Origin of the sequence: Arcanobacterium pinnipediorum, assembly GCF_023973165.1 — a bacterium.
Lineage (GTDB): Bacteria > Actinomycetota > Actinomycetes > Actinomycetales > Actinomycetaceae > Arcanobacterium > Arcanobacterium pinnipediorum.
Map to the genome: position 1 here is coordinate 814275 of NZ_CP099547.1, position 13278 is coordinate 827552.

The following is a 13278-nucleotide window of genomic DNA, read 5'->3' on the forward strand; positions in this document are numbered from 1 at the left end:
CACAACTTATAGTCTTATCGAGGCTGAATTCAGGATGAACAATAGTTGGAATGGGTTTATCGAGGGCGACAGCCAGTAGCAGGTGATGTTTGGATGAGATATTAGCGAGTTAGAGTGGAGTTTATGGAGAAAATAGCGGAATCCATGAAGAAGACTGCGGAATCCATGAAGAAGACTGCGGAGTTCATGAAGGAGCAAGAGAGCTAGTATGGAATTTGGAAGGATTGCTTGGCAGTTGAACTGAGATTCGGAAGGATTGCTTGGCAGTTGAACTGAGATTCGGAAGGATTGCTTGGCAGTTGAACCAAGATTCGGAAGGATTGGTTGGTAGTAAAGCTGAGCTAATATAGAAAGCGGCTAAAAATATGTTGTCGCCCACGCACTCATGCTTTCCATACACTCACGTTTATCAATGAACTGGGTTAAAACGCATCTTTTAGCGTATCCATGCCACCATAACGCATTGGAGATTTGAGTAATACACGCGATGGTGAAACCAAAATACGCATATTTCAAAATTTACTTGACGAGAAATGTTTATGGTAGGATACGAAGAGGTGGAAGTAGAGTCAGATTTTTGATCCCACGTCATTCTTGATTCTACTTCCACCGCTTTTATTCGCCACTCCTTGCTAAAATGCGAAGCATCAATAATCTGAATAACTTGAGCAATTCCCGACTATAAAGTCTGGCAGATAATCTCAATAATGCGAGCAATTCCCGACTATAAAGTCCGGCAGATAATCTCAATGGTGAATGTGGAGTGAAAAGTTGAGCTATGGAATTGCCTTGGCCCTAAGCCCAGACCTCCGTAGGTAAGACCCAAACCACAGCGAGTAAGACCAAAACCACAGTGGCTAAGCCCAAAACCTGCAACCCCTAGCCCAAACTGCAGTCTCAACCCAAAACCTCAGCGGCTACGATTTTGCGCCTCTGCAAGAGCCTCTGGATCTGGCCGATCGCGCCAGGTGCGGATAGCGCCAACAACTAGTAGCCACAGGCCAGAGATCCACCATGGAATGGTTAGGGCGAGTGGAGCAGCTGGGTAAAAACCCACCCAGATCGCTGTAGAAGCCACCCAGATAACAGCAGCGAGAGCATTTAGCATACGTAGATGCTTGACGCGGAATGGATGGATCCATTTCCACGGAATCAGAGCCAGAATTGAAAACGTCAAAACAACGATCCAATTAAAGATCATGTTGGTTCCAAATAGCCATAAAATGATGCTCACGACGTTCCACGCGGCAGGGAAACCTACGAAGTACCAATCAGTAGACTTCATTCGCGTATTTGCGTAGCAGAACATAGAAGACATGGCAGCCAAAGCTGCAGCAATAATACCGAAGGTTTCGCCGCCAAATGGTAGAACTTGGGACATGAAGATGACCGGAATCAAGGTCCAGCTCATATAGTCAACGATATTATCCATCATGACACCGGAGAACCACGGAATAACTTCAGTGATCTTCACTTTTCGTGCCATTGGCCCGTCTGCTGCATCGACGACGAGTGCGATACCAAGCCACAGCCACATCATTTTATACTCGCCCAGCATCAAGGCACGCGTTGCAAGGATTACCCAAATAACCCCGGTCATCGTAAAGGCATGGACTGCCCAGGCCATCACATAACGTGAGATCGGATATGGACGTTGCACGGTTTCTTTCACTTTTTCTCCGTTGGTTAGTCGACGGTCACCATGTGTTATCCTACCTGAATACTGCACGTAAACAGGTTAATTTTTACGATTTTATTCTAATACGTCCGAAAAATTGTCCGGACAAATATGTCATTGTTCGCGATCGGGTCCTAATAACCGTGTGAGAAACGGTGATTCGACTGGTAATGTCGCCACTATGAGTGTACAACGTCCCACCTTGGTAATTGCTGGAGCTACCGGTTTTATTGGCTCGATGATCGTCAAAGCCGCCATCCATGTGGGGTATGACGTGATTCGCTTGGTACGCTCATATCCGCAAGAGCGCCCACAACATTGCACGGATGTGTTGTGGGAACCAAGGCAGGGCAAGCTCGATGAATCAGTTTTAGCTCAAAGCGCTGCAGTGGTGTGTTTGAATGGCGCTCCATTGATCGGCAAAATTTGGACTGAACACTACAAAGAGGTCTTACGCGATTCGCGGATCGATTCGGTGCGCACAATCGTTACAGCGATCGGCAGGTTGAGCCACGGTCAGCGTCCGCGGTGTTTCATTTCTGGCAGTGCGATTGGCTATTACGGCCCATTTTCGGATGACGAAATACTGACCGAAGCCGACGGGCCAGGTTCTGGTTTTCTTGCGCAACTTTGTCAGGAGTGGGAGCGCGAAGCATATAGGTGTGAAGAAGATTTTGGTGTGCGAACTATTGCGTTGCGGACGAGTTTAGTGATGGACGACGACGGCGGGCTCCTCGGAGCGCTTAGTAACTTATATCGGCTCGGTTTGGGTGCCCAACTTTCAGATGGGAATATGTGGATGTCGACGATTTCACTGATTGATTATGCGCGCGCTGTGTTGTTTCTTGTGAGTAAAGCGAACATTCACGGGCCGGTTAATATGGCGTGCCCGGATCCTGTGCGCAATCGGCAATGGCACAAGTTACTTGCTCAGCATCTTCATCGCCCAAGTTTTTTGCGTGCTCCACTTAGGCCCTTAGCAAAGCTCTTCCCATATGCCATTGGAGAAACTGTGATGGCTTCGCAGCGGGTATATCCCCAAGTGTTACTCGACGCCGGTTTTAGTTTCACGGCGGAAACTGTGCCTGAAATTTTTGCTCAGGTTTTGCCTCAAGCGCACAACTAGGGCATATCGATAGCATGTTAGGTGCTGTGTATGGCATAGTGTAAGTAGCTAGTGATCTCACTATAGGTGTTACGGGGAATTTCACCTACATGAGGAGGTCACGGTGAAGAAAAAATACACTACTCGTGGTGTCATATTTATCCACTCAGTTACACCGGCTGTTCAACCACATGTTGAATGGGCGGTTGGAAGCGTGCTTGGATACCCGGTTCATTTTGAATGGACCGCCCAGCCTGCTGTCCCGTCGATGAATCGCGGTGAAGTTCTGTGGACTGGCGAAGTTGGGATGGGCGCTGCGATGGCTTCCGCACTTGGCGGTTGGGAACATTTAAGATTTGAAATTACCGAAGAAGCTTCGCCCATTTCCGACGGCGGACGCTGGTCGTGCACTCCTGGTTTAGGTATTTTCTACGCTCAAACCGACCTGTTGGGCAACGTCGTCGTCCCTGAAAATCGGGTGCGTGCTGCACTTGAACAAGCAGGTGACGATCCGGTGGAAATGAAACGAATGCTCGATATCGCCTTGGGTAGTGCCTGGGACGAAGAACTCGAAGTATTTCGTTACGCTGGAGCTGGGGCACCGGTCCGTTGGCTCCATCGGGTAGGCTGATCGGAAGTTTCACTCTCTGACTCAGCAGCGCCTAGCGCTGATTAAAGAGCGAAGCAAGGTCAGCTGCCGCTGAGGCAATATCGCGCGTCTCCTCCTTCGGTGCGTGATGTGGTTCGTCAGCGATGAGGTCGATAAGATCTGCAACTGTGGAAATCTTAGGTATGTGGGCGTCCTTGATATGTTTCTTTGCTAGCATCTCCACGTTTGTGATCAGCGCCCACACGCTCACTTCATCGAGGCTTAAATCGGTGCGTAGCGAAGCAGAAGCTATGATCTCCTCATCGGGGATTTCAGGGGCAATATCGTGTAACGCAACCCGGATTTGAGCCAGTGCTAGATCTTGAGGTTTGACATCATCCATTTTTACTCCCGAAAAACATTAACTATCTACCGTAAATACTATAGGCTGTAGCTATGGCTTTTATAGATCTCATTCAGCAACTCGCCGATGAATCCTCTCCGCTCGTTGATCGAGCCGGAGAACTTCGAATTGCCCTGGCTGCCGATCCTAACGATCGGGCAGCTTTCGAAGAACTCATCTCAATTATTTGGGCTCTCGGGCAGTCGCGTCCCACTGTAGATCCGCTTACTGCCGATGAAGATGAACCACATACATCGCCAATTAAACTTATTTTATGGGCACTATCTGAAGACTTAGCCTCAGATTCACGCGCATGGTATCCATTGATTCAGCTTGCGCGCCTTTCCCTCGACGACGATCTAGAAGCAGCCGTACATCAAATTGAAGTTGCTGCCGGCAGAGAAGAGACCGGTTTGGCGCTAGAGCAGGGGATTTCCTTACTCCTCGACGCTGGTTATCCAGATACCGCTATGCAGATCGGAATGGGACGATGGAATTCCCAAGAACATATTGCAGGTGTTGGAATCGCGTTGACTAAAGCCGCGATTGCCAGTGGTAAACTCAGTGACGCACAACGCTTTGTAAGCTATCTCGAGGAGCGCTTTGCTCACGACCATGATGTTATGGACCTCAAAGAAGAACTTGCTCAGCTGATCTAGTAGTCGAAAGAAGGCGTATGTTAGATGGCATGGTATGTTGATATCCATCCCCAAGATCCACAACAACGACTCATTGACAAAGTAGTTGATCGATTGCGTCGAGGCGAAGTTATTGCGCTGCCAACCGATTCTGGTTATGCGATCGCCTGCACGATGGCTAATAAAGATGGACTAGAGCGTATCCGGCGTATTCGCCAGGTGGGCGATAAACATCATTTCACCTTGTTGTGCCATGACTTTGCGCAACTAGGCCAGCTTGTTATCGTTGATAATTCAGTTTTCCGATTAGTCAAGTCATTAACGCCAGGTCCCTACACGTTCATTCTCAAAGGCACCAAAGAAGTTCCGCGAATGACGCTCAATCCTAAGAAAGCAACAGTAGGGGTGCGCATTCCAGATCACACAATCACTCAGGCTATCGTATCGTCCTTAGGCCAACCCTTGCTTTCTTCTACTCTTATCTTGCCCGGTGAAGAAGAACCAATGAATCAAGGCTGGGAGATTGCTGATATTCTTGGTAATGCCATCGACGTCGTGATAGAAGGTCCAGTAGGAGAAGCTGGCCCAACAACCGTTATCGATATGAGTGACGGCGGAATGACGATTGCTCGGCAAGGTGCCGGCGACACATCCATGTTCAACTAAAGAAAGAACAGACACTTATGGCAGGTGCTCTTCGAGCAGTTTTATTCGATGTTGATGGTACACTGACTGACTCTGCTGACTTGATTAAAAAGACAATTGCAGGAGTGATGCGCCGTAACACTGGCGGTGATTGGCCCGATCACGCCTTCTCGCGCTATGTGGGGCCGCCTCTGGAAGACACATTCGCTGACCTAGGTGTCCCACCCGAAAAAATCGATGACTATATCGATGATTATCGCCAGCACTATCATGCGATCATGGAAACTACTGCGCTCTTCGCCGGCATACCGAAACTGTTATCGGATGTGAAAGCCCACGGTCTGGCCACTGTCACAGCGACCACCAAAGGAGAAGAATCCGCGCGCGAAATTTTGTCGATAACCGGCATCGATCACTTTTTCGATGCTATCGCGGGATCAGAGACCGCAACCGGGCGCACACATAAACATCAGGTAGTTGACCGTGCCTTAACTTTACTTGAACAAGCACAGCTTCTTGACGCCGGTAACCGATACCCGGTGATGCCCCTCGGTACCCGGTGGGATGAGCGCCAAACGCGTACTGACGTGGTGATGGTAGGGGATCGTGATTTCGACACTGATGGTGCTGCTGTTCACGGAATTCGTACGATTCTTGTGGACTGGGGCGAAGGCTCAGCACAAGAACACGCCAACGCCTGGCGTCATGTACACACGATTGAGGAGCTTACTAGTCTTCTTGTGAGCCTGTAAACTGCGCCTGGTAGAGATCATAGTAGGCCCCACCAGCAGCCATCAGCTCGCTATGGTTGCCCTGTTCAACCACGTTACCATCAACCATCACCAGAATAAGATCTGCATCACGAATAGTAGAAAGACGATGAGCGATCACAAACGAGGTTCGTCCCGCACGCAACTCTCCCATAGCGCGCTGAACGAGCATTTCGGTACGTGTATCAACTGAGGAGGTAGCCTCATCGAGAATCAAAATATCGGGATCAGATAGGTAAGCGCGTGCGATGGTAATCAGCTGCTTTTCACCACTTGATAAATTTCCGTCCTCGTCATCGATATGGGTCAAATAGCCGTCAGGTAACTGACGAATCAAGTGATCTACGCCGGTAGCTTGTGCAGCGGCCACGACGTCATCGTGCTGAGCCCCTTGTGCACCAAAGGCGATGTTTTCTTCAATCGTCCCATCGAAAAGCCAAGTATCTTGCAAAACCATACCCGTGCGCGAGCGTAACGAACGCCGCGAATAATCGCGAATATCGACGTCGTCAATCCGAATCGAACCAGAGTCAATATCATAAAAACGCATGAGCAGATTAACTAAAGTGGTTTTTCCGGCACCAGTGGGACCAACGATAGCAATCTGGCTGCCGCGCTCGATCGTAAGATTTAATCCCTTGATAACTGTTTTACCTGGCTCGTAGCCGAACTCAACATCACGGAAGATGATTGTGCCATCACCGCTGAAAGGCTGGAGCTGATTATCGGAGTCGGCAGGAATATCTGGAGTGTCAAGGAAATCAAAAAGACGTTCACTCGATGCGGCAGAAGACTGTAACATATTCGCCACTGAAGCAATCATAGCCACCGGATTATTTAACTGACGTGAATATTGAATGAATGCTTGGATCCCACCTATAGACAACGTGCCGTTGAGCACTTGGAATCCACCCACGACGGCGATCACAACAAAGGACAAGTTAGATACCAGTCCCATAATCGGTTGGGCGAGCATCGAGAGGAAGAAACCGCGAAATCCTGCCCGGAAAAGTTTCTCGTTTGCCCGATCAAAGGACTCATTAATATCTGATTCCATGCCATAAGCAAGCACAACATCGTGACCGGTAAAAGTCTGCTCAACAATCGTCGAAACATCACCGGTTCGTTTCCACTGTTCACGAAACGCTGGTTTAGAACGCTTGAGGATTCGAGCCACCACAACCATGCCTATGGGCACGACGAACAGTGACCACAGCGCTAAAGTCCATGACAGATAAAACATCATCGACAGCACGCCAATAACCATATAAATGGCATAGATAGTCTGCCCGAGAGTCTGCATTAGAGTTTGGACGATATTATCGATATCGTTTGTTACCCGGGAGAGTAAATCACCGCGAGCTTGACGGTCAACATAGGCCAGCGGAAGTCGATCAATTTTTTCTTGCGCATCTCGGCGCAATCGTGAGCCAAGATTTTGCACGGCAATTCGTGCCAGCGCACCACCGGTAACATTAGCGACTGCATGCATAGCGTATAGGCCAATAATAACCAACGCCAAATGAGCCAGGGCAGTGAAATTAACGCCATCGTGGGAAACACCATCGACAACGATATTGGTTGCATCTCCTAAAAGCTTCGGCGTCAAGAGCATCGCAAGTGTGCCCACGAGAGTAAGAATGACGACGCCGATAATCCGTAGCCGTTCCGGGCGAAATAGCTGAGCTAGACGTAACAACGAGCCCTTCATATCGCGAGTGGTGTCATCTAACGAACCGCGCTGTGCCATTACTTGGCCTCCTCTTGACTCATTTGTGACGCCACGATCTCTTGATAGGTAGCGTTTTGGGCCACAAGCTCATCGTGGGTACCAGATCCGACGATTGTGCCGCCATCGAGCACATGGATAATATCGGCGTTGCGGATAGTAGATACCCGCTGGCCAACGATAAGCACCGCAACATCACCAATATAAGACGATAAAGCGTGGCGTAACCGGGCATCAGTGGTGTTATCGAGAGCAGAAAATGAATCGTCGAAAATAATGAAATCTGCGTTTCGTTGCCCGGACTGGTCAGGCAAACACCGATAGAGCGCCCGGGCAATAGCAAGGCGCTGGCGTTGTCCACCAGAAAAATTCACCCCGCCAGACTCAACAGTTGCATGGATTCCTCCCTCTAACTGTGAAACGAATTCCCATGCCTGGGCAGCATGCAAGGCCTGGCGGACACGATCAACATCGATATTGTTACTCTCGCGCCCAATACCGGCAACATTGCTAGCAATCGTGCCAGAAAATAGGAAGGATTTTTGTGGAACAAACGCGATACTAGAACGCAACTGTCCAAGATCAAGATCGCGGATATCGACGTCGTTAAGCGAAATCGTTCCAGAAGTCGGATCCATTAGGCGGGGGAGAAGTCGCAAAATCGACGATTTACCGGACCCTGTTGATCCAATAAGAGCAACCGTAGTGCCCGGGCGGATCTCGATATCGATATTAGTTAGCACTGCGCGCTCTGCGCCCGGATACTTCAATGCGACATCGTGGAGCCGATAGGCGCGCGGGCGTGCCGGGAATGGCAGTGCAGTAGCTGGTGAAGTGATAGAGGAGCGGGTATCGAAAATTTCTTGGAGGCGGCCCGCTGATACCTGACTACGGGGAAACATCATCACCATAAAGCCAGACATCAACACCGCACCCATAATCATCATCAGATAGGAAATATAGGCGGTCAGCGCCCCGACGTTCATCAAACCGTCGGCAATCCGATGTCCACCAAACCAGATGACTCCAACTGAGGAGATGCCTACAACTAGTTGCGCAGTGGGCATAAGAAATGCCCACAATAACCCGATCTGGAGCCAAACATCACGCAAGTCACGATTCGCCTGATCGAATTTTTCCGCGATCGTTTTTTCTTGAGTAAATGCTCGAATAACACGCACTCCGATAAGCTGTTCGCGCAAGAGCGTATTAATCCGATCTATGCGTTTTTGCTGAAGCACCGAGCGCGGAATCATCGCCTTCATAGTGCCAATAATCAACACAGATAGGAGCGGAACAACGATCAACAACAGCAACGAGAGTTGGGCATCTTCGAGAACTGCCATGACGATGCCACCGATGCCGAGCAAAGGCGCCATAATAAGAATGGCGAAGGAATTAAGCACAATACTTTGAATCTGTGTGATGTCGTTTGTAGCACGGGTGATCAACGTTGAGGCGCCAAAACTGTGTTGCTCAGTTGCGGCAAAGCCTTGCACATGGCGAAAAGCGTCTGAGCGCAGTTCGCGGCCGAGGTTCATCGCAGTGCGAGTGCCAATATACATCGCGCCGACCACGCAGATGATTTGGGCGAGGGAGACCCCCAGCATCAGCAAGCCAGTTCGCCAAATATAGGTGGTGTTTCCAGCGATAATGCCATCATCGATAATGTGAGCATTGAGATTTGGCAACAACAGACTCAATAGCACTTGGCCGAACTGAAGTATGACGATCAATGCCAAAAGTCGTTTCTTATCGTGCAAGTATCGCCATACCAATCGAATGAGCGTCACGAGTCCTCCTATTTTCACCTATCTTTTATAGGCTACTCTGCTTGTAGATCTCGGTCATGCTCAAAGCACGTGGGGCGATCAGCTATGAGCTGATCGCCCCACAGTCGCAATGAATACCTAGGGATATAAGGGTAAAAACAGATTACCCTTTGATCCTAAGAAATGCCTTAGGCTACTTCATTCGGATCAGATATACCTGATGTGCCGGCATTTGGATTGAACAGATCGTATTTATCGATAGCCTGCTTGATAACAGAGCGATCGATTTCACCGCGATCTGCCAGCGCCTGGAGCGCACGGACAACAACTGAGGCAGAATCGATCTTGAATTCACGCCGTGCAGCTGCGCGCATATCCGAAATGCCATACCCATTAGCTCCCAAGACGTAGTAGTCGTTAGGAACCCAAGGACGGATCGAATCCTGGACCTGCTTTTCGAAGTCGGAAGTTGCGATAACTGGTCCGTTCGTGTTCTTTAGCACAGAGGTCAGATAGGCTTCGCGTGGCGCTTGGTCTGGATGGAGATAGTTGTGTTCATCAACTGCCAAGCCATCTTTGCGTAGCTCATAGAAAGAGGTCACAGACCACGTTGTTGCCTTAACACCCCAGTCGTTGCGGAGCATTTCGCGAGCTTCGCGAATCCATGGCACACCAACGCCGGAAGCGAAAAGCTGTACCTCAGGGCCATCGCCTTCACCGGCGTCGAGCTTATAGATACCTTTCAGGAGTCCGTCAACATCGAGGTTTTCTGGCTCAGCAGGCTGGTGGATTGGCTCGTTGTAAACCGTGATATAGTACATGACATTTTGGTCACGTCCATCTGAACCATCACCATACATACGCTTAATACCATCTTTAACAATATGGCTAATTTCGTAGGCGTATGCCGGATCATATTGAACCATCGCTGGGTTAGTGGAGGCCAGTACATGCGAGTGGCCATCTAAGTGCTGTAAGCCTTCTCCAGTAAGGGTGGTGCGGCCTGCCGTTGCACCCATAATGAAACCACGGGTAAGTTGATCGGCAGCAGCCCAGAACTGATCTCCGGTGCGCTGGAATCCGAACATCGAGTAGAAGATGTAGACCGGAATCATTGGCACGTTGTGTGTTGCATACGATGTGCCTACAGCAGTGAACGCAGCCGCAGATCCAGCTTCGGTAATACCGGTGTGCAAAATCTGACCAGAATCAGATTCCTTATACGAGAGCAACATTTCAGAATCGACAGCAGTATAATTTTGACCTTGAATATTGAAGATCTTTGCCGACGGGAAGATTGCATCGAGTCCGAATGTGCGGGCCTCGTCTGGGATGATCGGGACGAGGCGCTTGCCGAATTCTTTATCACGCAACAGATCTTTGAGCATACGAACGAACGCCATCGTCGTCGCTACTTTTTGTTTCCCAGATCCGGTGCGGATACCGTCGAATGCCTTATCGGCCGGCATGTCGATCCCTTGGAATTGGACGCGACGTTCAGGGACGAAACCGCCAAGTTGACGGCGACGTTCTTGCATGTACTGCATAGCCGGATGGTTCTCGTCTGGCTTGTAGTACGGCGCATTGTAAGGATCTTCGAGCTGAGAATCTGGGATATCTAAGTGAAGAGTATCGCGCAGTAGCTTCAAATCATCAGAGTTGAGCTTCTTCATCTGGTGGGTAGAGTTACGTCCAGCGAAGTTAGATCCAAGGACGTAGCCCTTGACGGTGTGGGCCAAAATAACGGTCGGCGCACCTTTATGTTCGGTTGCAGCCTTGTAAGCGGCGTAGACCTTGCGGTAATCGTGGCCACCACGCTTGAGCTTCCAGATTTTTTCATCAGACCAATCAGCAACCATGGCCTTGGTGCGCGGATCGCGACCGAAGAAATGTTCGCGGATGTAGCCGCCGTCGTTTGCCTTAAAGGTTTGATAGTCGCCGTCAAGGGTGTCGTTCATGATGTTGACAAGTGCGTTATCTTTATCTGCAGCTAAGAGTTCATCCCACTCTCGGCCCCAAATGACCTTAATAACGTTCCAGCCAGCACCGCGGAAGGAAGCTTCGAGTTCTTGAATGATCTTGCCGTTTCCACGTACCGGACCGTCAAGACGTTGCAAATTACAATTGACGACGAAGGTGAGGTTATCAAGTTGCTGCGAGGCGGCAAGATGTAGCACACCGCGTGATTCGACTTCGTCCATTTCGCCGTCGCCCATGAACGCCCATACGTGCTGAGCGGAGGTATCTTTGAGCCCGCGACCTTCCAGGTAGCGGTTATACCATGCTTGGTAAATGGCTGAGATTGGTCCTAAGCCGAGGGAGACGGTTGGGTATTCCCAGAAGTCATCCATCTGACGAGGGTGTGGGTATGAGGGCAGTCCGCGGCCACCAGATTGGCGGGATGCTTGCTGACGGAAGGAATCAAGATCAGCTTCGGTCAGGCGTCCTTCGAGGTATGCACGGGCATAATTGCCCGGGGAGGAATGGCCTTGGAAGAAGATGTGGTCACCGCCACCAGGGGCATTCTTGCCGCGGAAGAACCAGTTTTGTCCCACTTCGTAGAGGGTAGCTTGAGCAGCATAGGAAGAAATATGGCCGCCGACGGCGATTCCAGCGCGTTGCTGGCGTGTTACCTGTACTGCGGCGTTCCACCGGGTCCACCGACGGAACTCACGTTCGAGTTGCTCATCACCTGGGTAGTATGGCTCATCTTCTGCAGCGATGGTGTTGATGTAGGGGGTGACAATATTGTGTGGGAATTGAATACCCCGCGTGCGAGCCAGACGTTCCATTTCCATCAACAAGTAGCGGGTACGCGGTCCGCCTTTTTCCTCGATTAAGCCATCGAGTGAATCGAGCCATTCTTGGGTTTCTTCAGGATCGATATCTGGAATTCGGTTAAACAGGCCGTTCAAAAGTGGCCGTGTGGGTTGTGAGCTCACGTCTTCTCCCTCGCTAGTTGTTATCTTGCATCATCGCGATAGATATATTCGGGATCTTGTGCTCCGATGCGCTAGTTCTAATTTACCGCGAAATAGGCATTCAGTCCTAGATGTAACCGAAAACAATTCATGGGAGAACGCTCACGAAATTCCGAGCACGGGCTGATCGGGCGGGTTTCTGCTGGTTGTTTGTGTGTAAAGATGCACGAATGGTCAATAGTTGCCTAGAATATCTTATGAACATACAGCTGTATGTTGATGCATGGCATAACGCCGTTACATGAAAGGAAGGTCCGGTGTCCGGGTCTACTGGGAACGAGGCTTACGGTTTCGGTCAGGGTGCTGTCGTTCAAGAGTTTGGGTATGATGACGATGTTGTTTTTGAGTTGCGCGATGAGATTGAGGCTGCAACTGGAAACGAACTTGAAGATGAAGATTATCGTGGCGTAGCCGACGGTGTCCTTGCGTGGTGGCGTTCAGATGATGGCGATGTTGACGATCTGACGGACTATCTTGTTGATGCCGCAGCTTCATTAGATTCTGATTTAGCAGTCGTTTGGCTCCTTGTTCCAGCTCCACGCGAAGAGCTCCATGTACCAGTTGATGATGTTAATGATGCTGCTAAAACTGCAGGTATGTCAGTGACGCGTTCTATGGGTGTCGATAAGCGCTGGACTGCGTATCGCATCACAGTTTCCCGATCGCGTTGATTTCAGTTTTGACATAGTGGCAGATCCGGGCTAAGCTGTCTCTCGGACTCTTAGCTCAGTTGGTAGAGCAACGCGTTTACACCGCGTGTGTCATCGGTTCGAGCCCGGTAGGGTCCACTCAGGGAAATAGCCAAGTGAAATACTCTAAAGTGAGTTTTCGGTTGGCTATTTTTTATTGCAAGTCTGGGTGCGCAGGGGTATGGTGGCTCTTCGGTCTTTAGTGGCTCTTCGCGTTTTGGTAGCTTTTTGTATTGGGATGTTTAACTCGGATGTTCAGTTCTGATCAATGGGTGGAAC

General features: G+C 49.9%; 11 protein-coding genes and 1 tRNA gene. 7 read left to right on the plus strand and 5 right to left on the minus strand.

Annotated elements, in window-relative coordinates; translation table 11 throughout:
• Positions 1-910: 910 nt before the first annotated feature.
• On the minus strand, positions 911-1672 hold the full coding sequence (locus tag NG665_RS03580; RefSeq protein WP_252673916.1) for a CDP-alcohol phosphatidyltransferase family protein: 762 nt from the start codon (positions 1670-1672) through the stop codon (positions 911-913).
• Positions 1673-1859: 187 nt separating this feature from the next.
• On the opposite strand from NG665_RS03580, the gene NG665_RS03585 reads away from it, so the two are divergent.
• Both NG665_RS03585 and NG665_RS03590 read left to right on the plus strand, forming a co-directional pair.
• On the plus strand, positions 1860-2804 hold the full coding sequence (locus NG665_RS03585) for a TIGR01777 family oxidoreductase (RefSeq protein WP_252673917.1): 945 nt from the start codon (positions 1860-1862) through the stop codon (positions 2802-2804).
• Positions 2805-2907: 103 nt separating this feature from the next.
• Entirely contained in the window at positions 2908-3414 is a 507-nt protein-coding gene (locus NG665_RS03590) for a DUF3145 domain-containing protein (protein ID WP_252673918.1), read from the plus strand.
• A gap of 31 nt (positions 3415-3445) precedes the next feature.
• On the opposite strand, the gene NG665_RS03595 is transcribed toward NG665_RS03590, so the two are convergent.
• Positions 3446-3775, minus strand: a complete 330-nt coding sequence (locus NG665_RS03595; RefSeq protein WP_252673919.1) for a hypothetical protein — start codon at positions 3773-3775, stop codon at positions 3446-3448.
• A 53-nt stretch (positions 3776-3828) separates the two neighbouring features.
• Between NG665_RS03595 and NG665_RS03600 the strand changes: the two genes are divergently transcribed.
• The 3 genes from NG665_RS03600 to NG665_RS03610 are packed head-to-tail and all read left to right on the plus strand — an operon-like array spanning position 3829 to position 5810.
• Positions 3829-4434 (plus strand): hypothetical protein, encoded by a 606-nt coding sequence (locus tag NG665_RS03600; RefSeq protein WP_252673920.1) that lies wholly within the window; start codon positions 3829-3831, stop codon positions 4432-4434.
• A 24-nt stretch (positions 4435-4458) separates the two neighbouring features.
• A complete protein-coding gene (locus tag NG665_RS03605) occupies positions 4459-5079 on the plus strand; it encodes an L-threonylcarbamoyladenylate synthase (protein WP_252673921.1) in 621 nt (206 codons plus the stop codon).
• A 17-nt stretch (positions 5080-5096) separates the two neighbouring features.
• Positions 5097-5810, plus strand: coding sequence for an HAD hydrolase-like protein (locus NG665_RS03610; RefSeq protein ID WP_252673922.1), 714 nt, complete (start codon positions 5097-5099; stop codon positions 5808-5810).
• Here the strand turns inward: NG665_RS03610 and NG665_RS03615 are convergent.
• The 3 genes from NG665_RS03615 to aceE form a co-directional block, all read right to left on the minus strand.
• Complete coding sequence (locus tag NG665_RS03615) at positions 5788-7578, minus strand: ABC transporter ATP-binding protein (RefSeq protein WP_252673923.1); 1791 nt, start codon at positions 7576-7578, stop codon at positions 5788-5790. The genes NG665_RS03610 and NG665_RS03615 overlap by 23 nt on opposite strands.
• Entirely contained in the window at positions 7578-9350 is a 1773-nt protein-coding gene (locus NG665_RS03620; RefSeq protein WP_252673924.1) for an ABC transporter ATP-binding protein, read from the minus strand. The genes NG665_RS03615 and NG665_RS03620 overlap by 1 nt, the downstream gene beginning before the upstream one ends.
• A 167-nt stretch (positions 9351-9517) precedes the next feature.
• Positions 9518-12271 (minus strand): pyruvate dehydrogenase (acetyl-transferring), homodimeric type, encoded by a 2754-nt coding sequence (gene aceE / locus NG665_RS03625; RefSeq protein WP_252673925.1) that lies wholly within the window; start codon positions 12269-12271, stop codon positions 9518-9520.
• Between the two features lie 296 nt (positions 12272-12567).
• On the opposite strand from aceE, the gene NG665_RS03630 reads away from it, so the two are divergent.
• Both NG665_RS03630 and NG665_RS03635 read left to right on the plus strand, forming a co-directional pair.
• On the plus strand, positions 12568-12981 hold the full coding sequence (locus tag NG665_RS03630; protein WP_252673926.1) for a DUF3052 family protein: 414 nt from the start codon (positions 12568-12570) through the stop codon (positions 12979-12981).
• 44 nt (positions 12982-13025) lie between these two features.
• Positions 13026-13098, plus strand: a tRNA-Val gene (locus NG665_RS03635).
• Positions 13099-13278: the final 180 nt, after the last annotated feature.